This is a genomic window from Desulfotomaculum defluvii (genome assembly GCF_054657375.1).
This window is the reverse complement of sequence record NZ_BAAHYV010000006.1, coordinates 547200-565710: the sequence shown is the minus strand read 5'-3', so window position 1 is coordinate 565710 and position 18511 is coordinate 547200. Positions and strand designations below refer to the sequence as shown.

The 18511-nt window shown below is 43.2% G+C and carries 16 protein-coding genes; 3 read left to right on the top strand and 13 right to left on the bottom strand.

The genetic code is table 11. The features are described 5' to 3' along the window. The first annotated feature begins 343 nt into the window (after positions 1-343). Positions 344-1477: a PRK06851 family protein gene (locus ACYQ03_RS05415; RefSeq protein ID WP_459908192.1), complete on the top strand. Its 1134-nt coding sequence runs from the start codon at positions 344-346 to the stop codon at positions 1475-1477. A gap of 50 nt (positions 1478-1527) precedes the next feature. On the opposite strand, the gene ACYQ03_RS05410 is transcribed toward ACYQ03_RS05415, so the two are convergent. From ACYQ03_RS05410 to ACYQ03_RS05400, 3 genes are read right to left on the bottom strand one after another with little or no spacing between them, the layout of a single operon-like run. Further along, a complete protein-coding gene (locus tag ACYQ03_RS05410; RefSeq protein ID WP_459908190.1) occupies positions 1528-3489 on the bottom strand; it encodes a carbohydrate-binding domain-containing protein in 1962 nt (653 codons plus the stop codon). 13 nt (positions 3490-3502) lie between these two features. Continuing rightward, entirely contained in the window at positions 3503-4180 is a 678-nt protein-coding gene (locus tag ACYQ03_RS05405) for a DUF4956 domain-containing protein (RefSeq protein WP_459908189.1), read from the bottom strand. After that, the gene (locus ACYQ03_RS05400; RefSeq protein ID WP_459908188.1) at positions 4173-4898 is read right to left on the bottom strand and encodes a polyphosphate polymerase domain-containing protein; all 726 of its coding nucleotides are present in this window, start codon (positions 4896-4898) and stop codon (positions 4173-4175) included. Before ACYQ03_RS05400 ends, ACYQ03_RS05405 begins: the two co-directional genes overlap by 8 nt. Before the next feature lie 167 nt (positions 4899-5065). Between ACYQ03_RS05400 and ACYQ03_RS05395 the strand changes: the two genes are divergently transcribed. Both ACYQ03_RS05395 and ACYQ03_RS05390 read left to right on the top strand, forming a co-directional pair. Then, positions 5066-5743: a response regulator transcription factor gene (locus tag ACYQ03_RS05395; protein ID WP_459908187.1), complete on the top strand. Its 678-nt coding sequence runs from the start codon at positions 5066-5068 to the stop codon at positions 5741-5743. Beyond that, entirely contained in the window at positions 5740-6978 is a 1239-nt protein-coding gene (locus ACYQ03_RS05390) for a sensor histidine kinase (RefSeq protein ID WP_459908185.1), read from the top strand. The genes ACYQ03_RS05395 and ACYQ03_RS05390 overlap by 4 nt, the downstream gene beginning before the upstream one ends. Positions 6979-7090: 112 nt before the next feature. Here the strand turns inward: ACYQ03_RS05390 and ACYQ03_RS05385 are convergent, their stop codons facing one another. The 10 genes from ACYQ03_RS05385 to glpK all read right to left on the bottom strand — a co-directional run bounded on the left by ACYQ03_RS05385 (position 7091) and on the right by glpK (position 18483). Next, positions 7091-8488 (bottom strand): NAD-dependent malic enzyme, encoded by a 1398-nt coding sequence (locus tag ACYQ03_RS05385; RefSeq protein WP_459908183.1) that lies wholly within the window; start codon positions 8486-8488, stop codon positions 7091-7093. 265 nt (positions 8489-8753) lie between these two features. Next, positions 8754-9005, bottom strand: a complete 252-nt coding sequence (locus ACYQ03_RS05380) for a 4Fe-4S dicluster domain-containing protein (RefSeq protein WP_459908181.1) — start codon at positions 9003-9005, stop codon at positions 8754-8756. An 11-nt stretch (positions 9006-9016) separates the two neighbouring features. Further along, on the bottom strand, positions 9017-9580 hold the full coding sequence (locus ACYQ03_RS05375) for a 2-oxoacid:ferredoxin oxidoreductase subunit gamma family protein (RefSeq protein WP_459908179.1): 564 nt from the start codon (positions 9578-9580) through the stop codon (positions 9017-9019). Next, positions 9573-10346 carry a thiamine pyrophosphate-dependent enzyme gene (locus ACYQ03_RS05370; protein ID WP_459908177.1) on the bottom strand — a complete coding sequence of 258 codons (774 nt, stop codon included), beginning with the start codon at positions 10344-10346 and terminating at the stop codon, positions 9573-9575. The genes ACYQ03_RS05375 and ACYQ03_RS05370 overlap by 8 nt, the downstream gene beginning before the upstream one ends. A gap of 29 nt (positions 10347-10375) precedes the next feature. Continuing rightward, entirely contained in the window at positions 10376-11461 is a 1086-nt protein-coding gene (locus ACYQ03_RS05365) for a transketolase C-terminal domain-containing protein (RefSeq protein WP_459908176.1), read from the bottom strand. Positions 11462-11928: 467 nt separating this feature from the next. Next, the gene (locus ACYQ03_RS05360; RefSeq protein ID WP_459908175.1) at positions 11929-12537 is read right to left on the bottom strand and encodes a nitroreductase family protein; all 609 of its coding nucleotides are present in this window, start codon (positions 12535-12537) and stop codon (positions 11929-11931) included. A gap of 148 nt (positions 12538-12685) precedes the next feature. Further along, complete coding sequence (locus tag ACYQ03_RS05355; protein ID WP_459908174.1) at positions 12686-13876, bottom strand: anaerobic glycerol-3-phosphate dehydrogenase subunit C; 1191 nt, start codon at positions 13874-13876, stop codon at positions 12686-12688. 4 nt (positions 13877-13880) lie between these two features. Continuing rightward, entirely contained in the window at positions 13881-15143 is a 1263-nt protein-coding gene (gene glpB, locus ACYQ03_RS05350) for an anaerobic glycerol-3-phosphate dehydrogenase subunit GlpB (RefSeq protein WP_459908172.1), read from the bottom strand. Then, on the bottom strand, positions 15140-16741 hold the full coding sequence (gene glpA, locus ACYQ03_RS05345; RefSeq protein ID WP_459908170.1) for an anaerobic glycerol-3-phosphate dehydrogenase subunit GlpA: 1602 nt from the start codon (positions 16739-16741) through the stop codon (positions 15140-15142). Before glpA ends, glpB begins: the two co-directional genes overlap by 4 nt. A gap of 239 nt (positions 16742-16980) precedes the next feature. Further along, positions 16981-18483 (bottom strand): glycerol kinase GlpK, encoded by a 1503-nt coding sequence (gene glpK / locus ACYQ03_RS05340; protein ID WP_459908168.1) that lies wholly within the window; start codon positions 18481-18483, stop codon positions 16981-16983. Between the last annotated feature and the right edge of the window lie 28 nt (positions 18484-18511).

Below are 18511 nucleotides of genomic sequence, written 5' to 3'. Positions count from 1 at the left end.
GATTAGTTTAAAAACACTTTCTTCATTTCACACCTCATAAATTTTCTTGCTAATAATTATAGCATAGGTAAACAATTTCGAAAAGAGTAACCAAGTATTCCAGTCTGTAAAACCTAACTGATTGAACAATAACATGCCAACAATCCCATAATTGACCTTATCTTTCGTTGGATTTCCACTATCCCCCTGTCATACAATATTAAATCACTCAATATCTATAAATGTGTAGAAGTGTCACAACGGCGTGACTCCTCTCTTGAGCGTCAAAAACCGCTTCAGACATCCTCTGTGGTGGTGCATTTTAAACTATGAAGTTAGCAAATTTTACAAGGGGGTAAGGTAGATGGGTAAAGGTAAGATCAAAAAGGTCTTTCCCGGGGGAAATACCTCCCAAGGTTTCTATTCTTATTACCACTATATGATTGCACCAAACGCCACCCGAATCTTTTGTATCAAAGGCGGCCCAGGGGTAGGCAAGTCAACATTTATGAAGTACATCAGTGAGAAAATGGTGGATCTGGGTTATGATGTGGAACAACACTGCTGTTCCTCGGATAACAACTCCCTAGATGGAGTGGTAATTCCCGCCATTGGTGTAGCTCTGCTGGATGGCACCGCCCCTCATGTTGTTGATCCTAAAAACCCTGGGGCAGTGGACGAAATCATCCATCTAGGTGACTATTGGAATGAAGATAAGTTAAGACAAAATAAAGAACTTATTTTAAAAGCCAATGCCCGGGTTGGACGTCTCTTTAAGATTGCCTACAACCAATTAAATGAAGCAAAGGCTATCAAGGCTGAACTAGATAGCTACTATGCCGAAGCCATGAACATGGGTGGCGTTAACAGTATTATTCACAACATTGCCGAGAGTATACTGGGGGATATAATTAGAGACCATAAACTACAGTTTGAGAAGGAGGCCGACGATAGACATCTTTTCGCAACCGCTTTTACTCCAAAGGGGCAGGCTCATTTCCTTGAAACCATACTAGATGGAGTTACAAAATTATACTTTATTACAGGGGAAGCCAGTGCCATCGGTTCTCATGTAATTGGCACCATTGCCCAAGCAATGCATATACATGGACTGAATACCGAAGTTTATCACTGTGCCTTTGAGCCCACTGCTGTGGATTTAGTAGTTATCCCTAACTTAAAGTTAGCTATCTTGAAGGAAATCCCGGGTATTGATATAAAATTACAAGGAGTTCCCGGATTAGATAAAGTTATTATTAAAGACCTAAACCAGTTTCTTGATCAGTCTGTGTTAGCGGTATATGAGGAAGAGATTAAATCTGCCAGGGATCGTTTTGGTTTAGCAATCCAGCGAGCTACCAGCTATATCGCTGCCGCCAAGGCAGAACACGATGTTATGGAGGAGTACTACATCCCAGCAATGGATTTTAACGCCATTAATGCTAAGAGAGAGCTAATTTTAAAAAGAATTTTAAAATATGCAGAGGAGTTTAAATAATATAAAAGGAAGGCACCTATTAATGGTGTCCTTCCTTTTAAAATTATAATCTATTGACCGACATTACCTTGGTTACGGTCTGGCCTGGGTCCTTTTGGTCCACCCATATGACCTCCCCTGCCAGGCCCACCCATACCGGTAAACTGGGCACCTGTATCTGTAATATTGGTAGAGACCCCGGAAAGGGTGACACTGACGACCTTAGAGCCAGCAGAAAGACTTCCGTCTGTGTACAATCCGTCAATATTCTTCCCACCTGAGCTACCACCAGAGTAAAGTGTATAGGTCTTGCCCTGCTCCAATTTAGGTGAGCTGATCACAATGGACTGATATTCGTTGGCAGGAGCAAAGCTTAAGATGGTTTTGCCGTTCTCATCCTGTAAACTTACTAAAGTACCTGCTTTTTGAATAGAGGAATAGGCTACAAGCAAGGAGTTCTGTTTGGAATTGTCGGAAAAGTTCTGGGCCATACCTGAACTACCTGCAGCCACTAATGTTCCGCCAGTAATTTCTGCCACACTGTCATAGTCTAAGGCACCGTTGCCCTGGCCAGTAGGACCATTAACCAGTACCGTACCACCGTCTACATACAGTGAACCGTTGGTATCGAGGCCATCTCCAGCAGCATTGACCACTACATTGCCATTCGTGATTCGAATATAAGCACTGTCGTTATCACCAGAACTAGTTGCAGTAAAGTTGTTCTCTCTGGGTCTGCCAAGGGCAAACCGGTCATTGTCGCCCGCAGCATTGATGCCGTCATCTTTAGCAGTTACATGGATATTCCCACCGTTCACCGTGATATTAGTTCCTTCCATACCTTCATAACTCTGAGAAATATCAATGGTACCACCGTCCACCACCAGAGAGGTATCGGCATGGATGCCATCATCACCAGATATCAGGGTCAACGTGCCTGTCTTTATGACTACATTCCCATTGGAATGAACCGCATCGTCCGAAGAATCAATATTTATTTTTCCACCGGTTACATAGATAGCTGTTCCAGCCTTAAAACCTTTTGCGCTGTCATTTTCGTTATCTACACTGTCCTCGGTAGTTTTAATCGTAGTTGGTTTACCCCCATCACCCCAACTCGGCTGCTCATTGACCTTACTGTCAGTGTTGGCGTTGGCACTGCCACCCCCTGTTTTGGTGTTTACTGTACCATTAGTTATTTGAACTACCGTCTCTGCTTGGATGCCATCCTGACCCGCGGTAATATTCAATGTACCGCCATCGATGGAAACCCAACCTTTTTGGGCATCCTCGGTATTGTTAGACTGGATACCATCTCCTTGGCTCGCATTAATTACAAGGGCACCGTCGTGGATTGCCACCGCATCACGGCCACGTAAGCCATCATTGACCGCAGTAACCGTAATGGTCCCACCTGCAATGACCAAATCATCCTTAGAGGTAATGCCATTTTTATAGTTGGCAGTGACTGTCAGCTCGCCTTTACCATTTATGGTCAGATCGCTTTTGCTAAAAATCGCCGCATTGGGCTCATCCACACCGTTAGCTAGGTTATAGGTGGCGCCGTCAGTCACTGTGTTCTTCTTACCATCTGCCAGTGTCAAAAAAACTTTATCTGCCTGCTTCACATAGATAGCTGCACTGTTCGAGCTGGTAATGGACACGCCATCCAGCACAAGCTGTACTTTGTCGGATTCAGCAGCATTCACAACGATTTGGCCATTGGCCAAAGTACCAGACAATACGTAAATACCCGCAGCAGTGATGGTCAAGGTACCACCCGAAGCTGTGGCACCCGGGCCTGAGGCAGTGATTGACGAACCATTTAAGGAAATCTTAGTGGCAGATTGTTCATCCCAGGTTCCTGACAAGTCACGTTCACTGTAGCCGGGGTCGATGGGGGACAGCTCCGCAGCACTGGCAGTGCTGAGGGGTAAATTAGCTGACGAGCCCTCCTGACAGCCACTGAGTACGGAAGCAAACAGCATACCCGCAGTCAATAGTGTGATCAATTTATGGGATCTATAGCTCATAATATTCTCCTCCTTATAGTTCTACCTTACTGGTGGGTACCCGCCCACAAGAGATATTTAAATTGCCGTTACGGCAGCGAATCTCATCAAGAAATTCCTTCTCCTTAAATTGGTCTGCCAATACAATGTGATATTGTAGCTCATATAGACTTCCCATATTGGTGGTCCTTACCTTGATCAACTCAGCAGACTTCGTATATTTTTGTAACAGATCATCGAAGATGCCGGAGTAGTCGAGGTTTTCTGGAATCGTAACTTTCAGTTCCTTTTCAGTTTTCTGCTGCTCCCCAAAGCCCGTGCTGGACAAAAGAACCGTCATGGCGCCGATAATAATTAGGAACAGTAAAGCAATACCGAGATAACCCATGCCGGTAGCAAGGCCCACAGCCATAGCCAGGAATATACTGCTAATCTCCTGGGCGCTACCTGGTACAGAGCGGAACCGTACCAAACTAAAAGCCCCCATCACAGCTACACCAGTACCGATATTGCCATTCACCAGCATAATCACCATTTGGACCATTGCCGGCAGCAGCACCAGAGTCACCACAAAGTTTTTATTATAAACGTTTCGGTACATATAAATGTAGGCCACGCCAACACCAAGAACGAGAGAGGATAGCGTACAAAGCAGCAGTCCCTCAAGTGTTATGGAGTTAGCAGCATTGGTTGACAGAATACTTTCAAGCACTTTGCGTTCCCCCTATACCAATTGAATGTATCAAATATTTTTTATAACAGTTGCCGTATTTAGAATAGGATGTAGGAAAGATCCCTAGCTCCGATAGGCCCCGGCTAAGCCAAATAGGCATAGCTCCCGGGATCTTTATCTCCATCAGGTGCTGTCCTGCTTCCAGTAACGGACTTCCCCAAACCCCCTTAGCAAGATCCAAAACATTTTCCCGCCAGCGAATGTTGGTATCAAAAGTAATGCGTAGGTCTGGATTTTCGCTGCTACACATGGCAATACGGTCATAAGCAAGATATATCTTGGGATTAATGGGTTGGTAAAAATCCAAGAAGCAGTCAATTTCCTTGAGAATTTGACTGGGTTTTTGCAACTTACTACGCCGTAGCAAATATTGTTCCGCTTCCCATAGTGTTATGGACACCCGTCGTTTGTAAACGATACCTTTATACTTCTTTTTTAATTCAATAAATACGGTATCTTCCTTCTTTGGTACGCCGTAGCTGCGAAGACGAATCTTTTCTTTGTAAACGGGTTTTTCAATGGATGCACGGATCAGTCTAAAATCTGGGGTATCGAAGTAAATATTACAGATGGTATGGCGCCCATACTCATTTGAAGTCATCTTGCCATGCAAAAATTTAATTAGAGCTTGATATTGTCGCTCATCCATTAAATACTTTTTCTCATACCGTTGAAATACGTTCTGATATTGTGCCAATCTGATACCTCCAATCGGTGTATTCTCCTCATGGACCATATCATACATGCTCTAACTGAAATTAGTCTGAAAAACTGGTTTCAGACTAATTTCAGCTTTCTTTATTAAAATAATTGCAATGGAAATCTACCCATTTTATAATAAGGAACGACAAGGTGGGGATCTATATGCGTGTATTAATAGTGGAAGATGAAGTGCGACTGGCAGAGGCTCTGGGGCACATTATAGCTGAACAAAGGCACTCCCCGGATATTGTATATAATGGAGAAGACGGGCTGCAATACGCATTAAGCGGTCAATATGATGTGATTGTACTGGATGTAATGCTACCAAAGCGCAGTGGCTTCGAAGTAGTTAAGGAGTTAAGAAATCATAAGAATGCCACACCTGTTCTGTTGCTTACCGCAAAGGACGAAATAACTGATAAAGTCACTGGGCTAGATTGTGGCGCTGATGATTACATGACAAAACCCTTTGCACCAGAAGAACTGCTAGCCCGTATCCGAGCCCTTTCCAGAAGAAAAGGTGATGTACTTTTAGAAGAGATAACTTTTGCAGATCTGATACTAAACCTATCTACCTATAATTTGACCCGGGGGGCAAAATCGGTGCATTTGGGCTTTAAAGAATTTGAAATCCTGAAAATACTAATGGCAAACCCTAAAATTGTGATTCCAAAAGAAGATTTACTTACTAAGGTTTGGGGTGTGGAGTCCCGCGCAGAGGATAACAACGTGGAAGCCTACATTTCTTTCCTGCGTAAAAAATTCTTTTTTCTTGGGTCCAAGGTAAGTATCGGCACCATTCGGAAAGTGGGTTATCGGTTAGAAGTAGATGTCCTATGATTAAAAAACTGCGTAGGAAATTTATCCTAATCAATATGACTCTGGTCAGTTTGGTGCTACTCATCGTCTTCGCCGCTATATTCTTTTCAAGCTATCAGAGGCTGCAATCTGAAAGTCACGAAGCCTTATATCATGCCCTTGAGCAAAGAAATGATCTACCCCCACCAAAACCTGAAATTGGTAGATTGTCTCACGGAAGAAAGCCCTTTCCATTTACGCCAGTTTTCTCTGTGGTACTTGATAAAAACAATAACATCGTTCATACAACAGAACAAAATATGTCCATATCCGATGTTGACCTGGCAAAAGCGGTGGAAGAAGCAATGACTTCCGAGTACCCCGAAGGTATTCTGCACGACCTAGATCTACGCTTTCTCCGAAGAGATATACTTGATGGGACAAAAATTGCCTTTGCTGATAGAAGCAACGAGATTAACTCCATGCAAAGTCTTTTTCTCATATCTTTGATTGTAGGTACAGGGGGCCTGATCGCCTTCTTTATCATCAGTTTGTACCTGTCCAGTTGGGCACTACGCCCGGTGGAAAAGGCATGGGAACAGCAACGACAGTTTGTGGCAGATGCCTCTCATGAACTAAGGATGCCTCTGACAGTTATTCTTGCTAATATTGGCATTCTACTGGCCCATCGTCAAGACACCATCGCCCAGCAATCCAAATGGGTGGAAAATACTCAAGTTGAAGCCACCCGAATGAAAAAGCTGGTGGATGATCTGTTGTTTTTAGCAAAATCTGGTGCCTCTCAGGTTCCCCTAAAGTTTTTAGAACTGAATTTAAGTGATACGGTATGGGGCTGCTTATTGCCCATTGAAGCAGTGGCATTCGAGCAGGGTGTCACCATCAATACCAACATTGAACCAGATATTACTATCAAAGGTGACGGGAATCAGCTTAAGCAATTAGTTACCATCCTGCTGGATAACGCCTGTAAATATGCTGGTGAAAAAGGTATCGTTACAGTAACGCTGGTACAAGAGCAAAGAAAAGTGTGTCTAAAAGTAAATAATACGGGCACCCCCATCCCTCCTAGTGATTTGCCTCAAATTTTTGAACGTTTCTACCGAGCGGACAAGTCTCGGGCACGGGAGTTGGGTGGCTACGGTTTGGGCCTGTCCATTGCCAAAAGCATCGCAGAAAATCACCATGCCAAAATCACAGCTGAAAGTACAATAAATCAAGGAACAACTTTCACTGTACTTTTTAAACAACTACCATAGCCGCTTGAATAAAATAAGAATTAACAGTGGACAAGGTGAAAAGTAACGAGGATGTCTAGGTCTACTAAGACTCAAGTCACCCTCGTTATTTTGTTTAAACTCTATCTCATCATTACATCCCTTTTTTCGAGACACCAGTTTTCTTAGCCTCATTTTTAACAGCCTTAGCCACAACGGTAGCTACTTTGTCGTTAAACACAGAAGGAATTATATATTCTGCACTTAATTGTTCCTCGGGGATGATACTGGCCAGGGCATAGGCCGCAGCCACACACATTTCATCATTGATTTTGGTAGCATGGCAATCCAGTGCTCCTCTAAAAATTCCTGGAAAAGCCAGGGCATTATTAACCTGGTTGGGATAATCTGATCGACCAGTGGCAATTACCCCTGCAATATCAAATATCTTTTCAGGTTCTATTTCGGGCTCCGGGTTTGCCAGTGCAAAAACAATAGGTTTCTCAGCCATCCGCAAAATATCTTCTCGTTTAAGGAGACCAGGGGCGGATACCCCTATGAACACGTCTGCTCCGACTATTACTTCATTAAGACTGCCTTTAACACACCTTTCATTGGTGTTTTGGGCTAGCCATGATTTTGTAGGCTCACTGGGTAAATTATCTCTACTAATAGCCCCCTTGCGATCACAGACAATTAGATTACTTACTCCTGCATTTAATAATATTTTAGCAATGGCAGCTCCCGCAGCACCGGCACCACTTAATACAACCTTTATATTATCAAGCCTTTTACCAACCACTTTTAGTGCATTAATCAAGCCAGCCAGTGCGACAATGGCTGTCCCATGCTGGTCATCATGGAAAACCGGAATATCTAGCAGTTGTGTTAGTTTTTCCTCAATTTCAAAGCATTTGGGTGCTGCAATATCCTCCAGATTAATACCGCCAAAGCCAGGGGCCAGTGCCAGCACAGTAGCAATGATTTCCTCAGACTCGTGCACAGCCAGGCAAATGGGAATGGCATCTACATTACCGAATTGTTTAAACAGCGCAGCCTTACCCTCCATTACCGGAAGTGCAGGTTCCGGTCCAAGGTTTCCTAAACCTAGAATAGCTGACCCGTCTGTTACAATGGCAACAGAATTACCTTTCATTGTAAGTTTATAGGCTAGTTCTGGTTTATCCGAAATAGCCTTGGAAATTGAAGCCACACCCGGTGTATAAACCATAGCTAGATCTTCACGGTTTTGAATGGGTCTTTTGGGAGTTACCTCAATTTTACCTCCTAAATGTCTGGTGAATACCCTATCTGCAATATGAATGATTTTTACCTCACTCATACCTTTTAAGGTACTAATTAAATCATCCAGATGGCTCTTATCTCTTATTTGAATCATCAATTCCCTGGTTACATGGGTCGGTGTTGCGAAGATTAAATCAATGGCACCCAGACTTCCCCCTTCTTGACCAATCACAGTTAACACCTTTGCCAGTGTTCCAGGGCGGTTTGGAAGTTCCAGCCTCATGGTAATGTTTAATGACACGGCCATATTTTCGCCCCCATTTTTTGCTTGTTACTATTTATAAACCTAAGTATGCTCTTTTAAAATGGCACCTACTCCTCTATCCACGAATTCATGTACTTCCAGTTCACTGATATCCTCCGCAGCCATAACCTGTGCTGAAGCATTTTAAAAACGCATATTTATCCGTAATAGATGCTTATATCTCGGAAACAAAAAGCCGATAACTCTCCCTAAGGAGATTTATCAGCTTTTTGTTTCCACATTTTTTAATTTCTTTTAATTAACTAGTTTATTCTTCGGCTTTCTTTGACTTCCTTTGGACCAGTATGGCTGCATCGGGGCAAACCATCTGACAGATACCACAGCCATTGCACTCATCACTGCTCTCCACAGCAGGAGTACTATATACACCCAGCTTTTTAGCCCAGGAAAGACTTTTCTTGGGGCATTTCTGAATGCACAAACCACAGCCCTTACACAGACCGAGGAAAATAGTCCAGCTACTTTTGGTTAATTCCTGGGTATGAGCTCTGAATTCCATGATTTCCCCCCCTATTTAATCAGCTCAATGCCGCGATCAATGGCCTTATAATTCATCTCACGCAGTTGAGGATTCTGTTCAAATTTATAACCTAATTTCTTCTCAATGGCAGACTTGGCACCTTCCACAGGAATAACTCCGGTGGCACCAATTACAGCACCCATGATCAGAATGTTAAATACGCGGGGGTGTAATTCATTTTGAGAAATTTCTAAGGCAGGAATGGCTAATACCTTCTTAGCTTCGCCTTCCTTAGGTAAATCATTTTCTACGCCTTGGATACTGGCATCATAGACAAAAACGGTATTGCTATCCACGTATTGTTTACAACGGCGTACAGCACGGTCACTTAGGGCAACCAGGATATCGGCCTTGTCAAACTTTGGAGCACCAATGGCTTTATCATCGATCTGTAGAAAGGCAATGGATACACCGCCCCGCTGCTCAACACCAAAGTTAGGAATATAGAGTGCTTCACGCCCCTCTGCATTGGCAGCATCAGCAAGAATTCCTGCCACAGATTGAACACCCTGGCCACCTTCACCGGCCAAGCAAATTTTTACAGCCTTAGCCATTCTGCTGAGCCTCCTTTTTAGCCTCAAAGGGGTTTTTCTTTTCTCCAACTTTGTAGTATTTAGGCATTTCTTTTTCTATAAATTCCCATGTCTTCTCGGCATTGGTCCGCCAGTTGGTGGGACAACCAGCCAATGCTTCCACAAAGGAGAAGCCTCTGCCATCCATTTGGTTCTGCAGTGCTTTCTTGATGTAGTTCTTTAACTGCTTCAGATTGGCAGTGGTACCACGGGCAACATAGGCACCTTCTCCAGTGATAGCTGCTAACATTTCCGGACCTTGGGTCGGCATACCAGTGGCTTCAGGATCCCGACCATATGGAGCAGTTTCTACCTTTTGCCCAGGCATGGTACAAGGAGACATCTGACCACCGGTCATAGCATACACGGTGTTATTGGCTAGAAGTACAGTTACTTTTTCATTACGGGCAGCAGCGTTAACAATACCACCAATACCAATGGCATAACCGCCACCATCACCCATATAGGCAACACAGATGAGGTCAGGGTTAGCACGCTTAATTCCAGTCATTACCGGGGTGGTACGACCATGGTGGGTTTGTACGCTGTCACAATTAAAGAAATCCCAGGATAGCAAGGAACATCCAATGTCACAGCCGAATACGACTCTATCTTGTATTCCCAGTTCATCAATGGCTTCGCCAAGGCACTTTAATACCAGACCATGGCCGCAACCGGGACAAAATTTATGGGGTTTTGATTCTGGACGCCAGCTTTTCGGCATGGCAGGTTGTAGAGACACAGACATGTTGAAACCTCCCTCCTTAGTTTTAAAATCTAAAGTACCTCTTTTGCTCTGGCTACAATTTGTTCTGTGGTGATACCTACACCAGGACGGAAGAGGGGCACTATTTCGGCAGTTGCACCATAAATAGCATCTTTAACCAATTTAGCTAACTGTCCCTGGGCTGACTCAGCAATCAGTAATTTTTTAGTCTTGTCAGCCACTGCTCTCAGTTGCTCAGCGGGGAAGGGGCGGAGGGTTATGGGACGGAAAAATCCTACCTTATAGCCCGCTTCTCTTAATTCTTTTACTGCGTCGCTTACACCACGGAAAACAACACCATGAGCAATGATGACCAAGTCAGCATCTTCTACATTTTCTTGGGCATACTCGATGACCTCAGGAGCCATTTTCTGGTAATCGGCAAAGTGCTGTTGTAAAACATCAAAGAGTTCTTCCTCTGTATTAAAGGTGTTACGATAAAGACCGGGTTCGCGATCTACGCCGATGGTACCTGATTTACCAACATATTTTTCAGAGGGTACTCTTACATAACCCCGTTCTTCGGGATCATAAAGGGTTACAGATTCACGAAGTTTGGCTTGATAACCGTCGCCTAGCACAAAGGTTGGGAAACGATATTTCCAGGCAGTATTAAAGGCCTTCAAGACATAATCAAATAGTTCTTGGTGATTACTGGGTGAGTAAACGATACGGATGCCCTCACCATTACCACCCTGGGTTGTCATAGTAACTTCCTGTTGAGAATAAATAACTGTGGCAGTAGACGGGCCACCGCGCTGCTGTACAATGGATACGGTTGGTAGTCTCATCATTTCAGCCATAGACATCGGTTCCTGCATCAGGGTATTACCAGGGCCAGCAGTAGCAGTAAAGGCTTTAAGACCTGCCAATACACCACCTATTGTGGTAAAACCGGCAGACAACTCATCTTCAGTTTGTAGGAATTTGCGACCAAATTTGGGCATTTGACGGGTCCAATAGTGCATGATTTCGTTTTGAGGAGTAATGGGATAGCCGTACATAATATCGGCACCTGCAGCTAAGCAAGCCCAGGCAATTACCTCGTTACCCGTCATAAACGCCCGTTTTTCTCCGATAATGGGTTTTTCGGACATAAGATTTACTACACCTCCTGTTTAAGTAAAGCTTTTATTGAACTACTCATTACAGCAAATTAATTCTCAAACATTTTAAAATGTATGAATTTGCTTTGTAATTTACCTCTTAGTCTTATGCTAGTAAATAAGTAGTAAAATATGCCTTTCTATATATTTCTGAATATTCCTTTTTTTAAATTGAATAATTTTTTAAACCTTTACTGATAAAACCTCCCTGGTAGAATTTTTTATTAGCAAAATAAAGCCTCTTTGGACCCATACGGCCCTTAGAGGCTTTTGTGAAAAAACATACACCCAAAAAAAAAATTTAAATTGTAGCCCTTCATAAAAAGGAAGTACAGCACTTGAGTTCAATATCATGGGACCTATTTGCGGGTGTAATAACAATACCCAGCGTTTCAGTCCTACATGAAGACCAGTGACTGGACCTATGAGATAGACATCACTATAAACCTGTAACTTTTCTACAATTCTTTTATAACCAAATCCTCCAGGGGTAGCCTCGGCCTTGGCGCAGGATTTTGATCCGGATATCCTAATGGGATTAATGCTATTACCTGATACCGATTATCTAGATTTATAGCTTTTTTTATCTTATCTTGATCAAATAACATTATCCAACAGGTTGCTAAACCTAAATCCACTGCCCTTAGGGTGATATGATCAATGGCAATGGCAGCATTCAACCCTAAATAGGCCTTCATAGCCACTTCATCTTGAGTTCTTTGGCTTGATAAATCAGTGGCTTTAACATCTTCTAGCGGTGTCCCTAAGAAAGCGCCTGCTTCCTTTAATTCATTAACCCGTTTACCGTAATGTTCAAAGACTTGGTTGTCTACACAACAAACAAGCACCACTGGAGCTTTGGACACAAAGTTCATAGGTGTTCCTTCGTTCAATCGCATTCTCGCCTCATCACTCTTTACCACCACAAATCGCGTAGGCTGTAAATTTGATCCCGATGGTGCCAACCTAGCAGCTTCGATAATTTCCTGTACGTAGCTATCCGGTATCGGATCCGGTTTAAACTTTCTAATACTCCTTCTAGCTTTCATGGCAGCAATAACTTCCATTTTCCCACCTCTTTATCGAATTTTATATAACATAACTATTTTTTCTCCTCTTCTCCCACCTTATAAAAAATAATAAATATCTTTATCCAGGTCTAACGAACAAAAAAAATCCCTCCAGGCATCCAGGAGGGATTTTTCATTATTTAAACTATAGACCATAGGCCTGAGCTAAAATTTGAATAGGGTGCAGAACAGCCTTTTTAGTTAGATGATCAATTTGCAACTGACACATACCACATTCCGTGATGGTCTGTTCGGGAGCTAATTCCTCCACCGCTCTGATTATATTTTGACCAATCTCTTGACTGATTGGGTATTTTTCTTTTTTAAAACCGTAACTCCCTGAAAGACCACAACATCCGGCATCGAGATCTGTTACTTTTAGTTCCGGGATTAGCTGCAGTATTCCCTGAGATGGAACGCCAATGCCAGCCGCTTTTAAGTGACAAGGTTGATGATAACCCAGGTTTAAAGGCATATTTTTAAAGTTTGTTTTAAACTCCCCTTGTTCAATCAGTTGATCTAAATATTCAAAGGCATCAAGAACACAATATTTGCTAGTATCCAGATCAAAAAGTTCCTGATATTCACGGTTTAGGGTTAGGTTGCAGCTTGGGCAGGTGGTAATTATCTGATAGCCTTCTGCTGCATATTTCCTTAATTTCTCGATATTTCTTTCCGCATAGCCCTTTGCTGTCTCCAGAAAACCATTGGCAATAATAGGCAATCCACAGCAGTCAAATTGATCCACTAAAACTTCAACATTGTGATGGTTCAACACCTTTACCAAGTCTAGGCCAACCTCTGGGGTGTTATAATTAACATAACAACCTGGATAGTAGAGCACCTTTCTTTTGCTATTTTTCAATTTTTTTGCTTTATATAATTGTAAAAAAGTTTTTTGGGCAAAATGGGGTAACGTCATCTCCGCACTTACCCCCATTACTTTTTCCCCTAGTAGGCGTAAAAACTTTATACTTCCTAAAAAATTTACCAGAGAAGGGGACAAGCGAGACATTTTACCCATTAGTTCTACCCTTGACAATAGCTTGTCCCTTAGGGGAACCTGGTGTAGCGAAACATATTCTCCTTTGGCTTTGCAGTTCATGACCGAAATATTGACTCCTGAAGGACAAACCACATCGCAAGTTTTACAGTTGCTGCAATAACCAATGGAAGGATGTACAGTGGCCGGCTCTTCTAACCTAAAACGCTCCAAGTCCGGTCCATTCTGTTTAGGTCCAGCAAATTTTTCTGTAACTCTGGCAACCGGACAGTGACTGACACAAATTGAGCATTTAATACAGTTGTCCAGAGCAACTCGATCTCCCTGCGTCAAAGCATTACACCTCCCCCGCCAATTTTCCAGCCTTATATCCCGTGGTCAAAGCAACACCGTTACCGCATTTTTCTACAGGAACATTACAACCAGCCACATTGGAGCCAACAACCATAACATTCTCTAGCACCACTTCACCCCATCCATTGACAGGTTGTAACCTGTCATTGACTTCGATACCAAATTTGTTAAAGGGGTGCCCTTCCTTTGATAAAAATTGGCTACTTGATCTTTTACCTTCATAGGTTTTAACCGGAAGATTAAAAATAGGTTCTATTACTTCCCCGGGCTCGGCCTCTAGCCCACCACCCAGAAAAGAACCAGTCCCAAGAATAATGTTTTTGCTTATTATTTTAAGCTGCTTACCGGAACCAGTTGCCATGACCTCGGTACAACGTCCGTCCCTGTGAATTACCTCGGTAACCGTACATCCCAGGATAATTTCTACCCCACGTCTTCTTAGGTGATGCAGCAGAGCTTGCTGCAGTCTTTGCCCTGGTAGGGAGGGAGGAATGTTGGCTACCTCATAAACTGACACCCCAAGATTCTCCATAAGGGTTGGTCTAACCTTAGAATCCCATCTTTCCCCCAGCACTGGCGGCATGAGAATAACCATATCCTCCTGCAAATGTGGCTTAATGTAGGAAACCAGCCTTTGCAGGATATCTTGCTTCTCCAGAAGGTAAGCCAAGTTATTGGGTGTAAGTTCAGCAGCATCCAGATCCAACATAAGGGTTGTAATATGGCAGTCCCCGTGTAAATTCATATTTTTCTTCAGATTCTCTGCCAACACATCTGGATAAAAGTCCTTGAGAGCTTGGAAGCCTATAATCAATATATTTTTTACTCTAGCTAAGTTCTCTACTGCCATCCCTGCTGGAGCTAAATAGGTCGGTCGGAGAGTACCTAAAGCGGTGGGCAACTGCCAATTACCTGTATCGCATCTCCTATAATAGATATCACTCTTAGTACAAAGCTGTTCAAAAAAGTCCAAACTTTCTACTAAGACATCTGCAACCTTAGCATAGGGATGATCGGGCCTATTCGAAATCAGTTGGGCAATTTCATCTATCGGCCTTTGGCAAAATTCATCCGGTTGATCTATACTGTAGCCCCAAAGGTCAATACAGCCTGAGGATAATCCCAAAGCCCCCATGCCCTTTGCTACCACCAATATTTTTTTACCATAATCCGCAGCCTTGGCAGCAGCTATAAGACCAGAGAGACCCGCTCCAATAACCAAGACATCTACGTTTTTTTTCATCATTTCATTCTCTCCATGCCAAATAATGTTGAATAAATTGCCGTAGAAAGTTGGGCTTCTCTCATTTGCTGTCCCCACATAACGGGCCGAATACCCATCCAACGTTTTTGTAAAAACTTAGTTAAAAAATCCTTGTGATTTTTGGTAAAATCATACCCATTTAAGGCACCCAATGTCCGATAGCTGCAAAAGGTTCCCTGACAGGTACCCATACCAAGTCTCGTTTTTCTTCTAATATCGCTTAAAGTAAAGCTATCCCCGTCCCTTGCAACAAAATCTATCTCAGCAAGGCTTACCGCTTCACACTCACAAAATACTTTACGCTTATCAGGATTCTTTTCTGCTTCCTCTACAACAATGCCATAGTGATCCCCCAACCGATCCGCAGCCTTCTTGGCACCTGCCACCCCAAAGACTCTTTTGCCCCGTTCTAACAGTTCCTGGGAAGTTGGTTTAGTAAGAGATTCCTCAGCGGTAAGGCAAGGCGCCTGCACCCCTAGCTTTTGTGCTGCCATATCCACAACCTTTTCTGCCATTAATCTAAAGGTTGTAAATTTCCCGCCAACAATACTGACCATGCCAGAAACTCCATCTAGCTTTTGGTGATCCAGCAAGGCAAAGTTTCTGGTAACAGCCCTACCAACAGCAGTTTTCTCCCCTTGATATAAAGGACGTACACCAGCAAAGGCCCTAATCATTCGATAGTTCTGCAAATCTGGTATCATTTCACTACCAATTTTAATTAAATCTAGCACTTCCTGCTGTCCTGGTTTAGTACAAGAAGCTTCATCCACGGTAATGGATGTGGTACCAAGAATGGTAATGGTACCATGGGGAACAAAAATATCTCCATCACCCGGGGGACGTAAACGATTGACCACCTGGTTGGTCAGTCGGTGGTTATAGGCCACTAAAGTACCCTTATCTTTAATTACATTTAACTCAATACCTGCCATGGCGGCCACTTCCCCAGCCCAGGCTCCGGCTGCGTTAATCACAAGTTGGCATTCTATAAATTTTTTCTCTCCAGTGAGCTGATTAGTTACTTCTACCCCAAAAATTTCACCATTAGTCTGTTGAATTCCAGTTAGCTTATGATATGTTAATAGGTTCCCGCCGTATTGTCGGGCGGAGTGAATATTACTCCAAAGAACTCGAAAACCATCCACCGCACAATCTGGTACTCGAAAGGCTCTAACTATGTTTGGTGATAATACTGGATAACCTGTGCGTAACTCTTTAATACTGATTTCTTCTGTATCAATACCAGTTTCGGAGCAGGCACTAAGCCACTTATCAGTATAGTCAGGATCGTCCTCTCTTAATTGGATAAACAATCCACCAGTAAGCTCCACACAGTTTGCTGCTATTTTGCGTAAAATCTTATTTTCTTCAATACATTCACGGGCAGCTTCTTTATCTTTAACGGCATACCGGGCACCGCTGTGCAAAAGCCCATGAAATCGGGAGCTGGTACCATGAGCAAGGTCACCCTGTTCCACCAGTAGGCCGGAAATACCCCTGAGAGCCAGATCCCGTAATATGCCCGTTCCCGTAGCACCACCACCAATTACAACTACTTGAGCTTTATCCCTCGCCATACCCTTACCTCCGTTTATTTCCACATTAAGTTAGTTAGAAAAAATCGGCTGACGCCAAGTTCTTGGTAAGCCTAATTCTTCTTATACTTTCATCAATAAACAAAGTGTTAAAAAACCGCACAACATCAGGATTATCTTCCTGATACTGTGCGGCTTCTCCCATTCTCAAGCCAATATCAAATTTAACTTAATCACTTAACATTATACAATATATTCTAACTCTTTACCAGTTCAACAACTTAATCTTCAGTAGCCCAATCCATAGAACGACCAACTGCTTTTTTCCAACCATTGTAGAGTTTATTTCTTTGCTGGTCTGCCATGACACTGGCAAAGCTGCGATCAAGCTTCCAACGTTTTGCCAATTCTTCTTTACTCTCCCAAAAACCCACAGCTAAGCCTGCTAGATAAGCTGCTCCTAGGGCAGTGGTTTCAATAACCTTTGGTCTCTCAACTGGAACATCTAGAATATCAGCCTGAAATTGCATTAATAAGTTATTTGCCACAGCCCCACCATCAACTTTTAAAGCCTGTAATTTAATATTGGAATCTGCCTCCATAGCCCCCAACACATCCTTGGTCTGGTAAGCTAAGGAATCTAAAGCCGCACGAATAATATGTTCCTTTGTGGTTCCTCTGGTCAAGCCCACAATGGCTCCTCGGGCACGCATATCCCAGTAAGGTGCCCCTAGACCGGCAAAGGCAGGAACTAGGTATACTCCATCTGTATCATCTACTTTACTGGCGAAGTATTCAGAATCTGGAGCAGACTCCAGTATCTTCAGGCCATCCCTTAACCACTGAATGGCAGCACCAGCTATGAAGATACTTCCTTCTAGAGCATAGGTAACTTTGCCATCTAAGCCCCAAGCTATGGTGGTTAGTAGACCATTCTTGGAATCATAAAGCTCGTCTCCAGTATTCATAAGCATAAAGCAACCAGTGCCGTAGGTATTCTTGGCCATACCAGGTTCGTAACATGCCTGTCCAAAAAGAGCAGCCTGTTGGTCTCCCGCTACCCCAGCAATGGGTACGGAATAACCCAAAAATTGATCCTGCTGAGTATAACCATACACCTCACTGGAGGCTTTTACCATGGGGAGCATATTTGCAGGAACATTCAAAATCTCCAGTAGTTCTTCATCCCAACGGAGTTCACGAATATTGTACATCAGTGTCCGTGAGGCATTGGAGTAATCAGTAACGTGAACTTTTCCACCGGTCAATTTCCAAATTAGCCAGGTATCCATTGTCCCAAAAAGTAGTTCACCCTTGTCAGCCAATTCCCTTGCTCCAGGTACCTGATCTAATATCCATTTGACCTTGGTTCCAGAGAAATAGGCATCCACTACCAACCCGGTTTTCTTTCTAAATGTCTCTTCCAGTCCCTTTGCCTTTATCTGATCACAGATCTCTGTTGTCCGGCGGCATTGCCATACAATGGCGTTGTGAATGGGTTTACCAGTATGCTTATTCCAAACCACTGTAGTTTCCCTTTGGTTAGTAATACCGATAGAGGCAATTTCTTCGGGGTTAATCCCAGTCTTAGCAATGACTTCTGCAATAACCCCATACTGAGTGCTCCATATTTCCTCGGCGTTATGTTCCACCCAGCCTGCCTTAGGATAGATTTGTGTAAATTCCTTTTGTGCAACACCTACGATATTACTATCCCGGTCAAATAAAATGGCCCGGCAACTGGTTGTACCCTGATCTAAGGCCAGTACATATTTTTTTACCATCTTGCATCTCTCCTTACATTATTATTTA

Bases quoted from the DNA above. Each gene is read 5' to 3' on its own strand.
- ACYQ03_RS05380 (WP_459908181.1), bottom strand. From the start codon at position 9,005: ATGGAATTCAGAGCTCATACCCAGGAATTAACCAAAAGTAGCTGGACT.
- ACYQ03_RS05370 (WP_459908177.1), bottom strand. From the start codon at position 10,346: ATGTCTGTGTCTCTACAACCTGCCATGCCGAAAAGCTGGCGTCCAGAA.
- ACYQ03_RS05410 (WP_459908190.1), bottom strand. From the start codon at position 3,489: ATGAGCTATAGATCCCATAAATTGATCACACTATTGACTGCGGGTATG.
- ACYQ03_RS05390 (WP_459908185.1), top strand. From the start codon at position 5,740: ATGATTAAAAAACTGCGTAGGAAATTTATCCTAATCAATATGACTCTG.
- ACYQ03_RS05375 (WP_459908179.1), bottom strand. From the start codon at position 9,580: ATGGCTAAGGCTGTAAAAATTTGCTTGGCCGGTGAAGGTGGCCAGGGT.
- glpA (WP_459908170.1), bottom strand. From the start codon at position 16,741: ATGGCGAGGGATAAAGCTCAAGTAGTTGTAATTGGTGGTGGTGCTACG.
- glpB (WP_459908172.1), bottom strand. From the start codon at position 15,143: ATGATGAAAAAAAACGTAGATGTCTTGGTTATTGGAGCGGGTCTCTCT.
- ACYQ03_RS05360 (WP_459908175.1), bottom strand. From the start codon at position 12,537: ATGGAAGTTATTGCTGCCATGAAAGCTAGAAGGAGTATTAGAAAGTTT.
- ACYQ03_RS05385 (WP_459908183.1), bottom strand. From the start codon at position 8,488: ATGGCCGTGTCATTAAACATTACCATGAGGCTGGAACTTCCAAACCGC.
- ACYQ03_RS05365 (WP_459908176.1), bottom strand. From the start codon at position 11,461: ATGTCCGAAAAACCCATTATCGGAGAAAAACGGGCGTTTATGACGGGT.
- glpK (WP_459908168.1), bottom strand. From the start codon at position 18,483: ATGGTAAAAAAATATGTACTGGCCTTAGATCAGGGTACAACCAGTTGC.
- ACYQ03_RS05395 (WP_459908187.1), top strand. From the start codon at position 5,066: ATGCGTGTATTAATAGTGGAAGATGAAGTGCGACTGGCAGAGGCTCTG.
- ACYQ03_RS05415 (WP_459908192.1), top strand. From the start codon at position 344: ATGGGTAAAGGTAAGATCAAAAAGGTCTTTCCCGGGGGAAATACCTCC.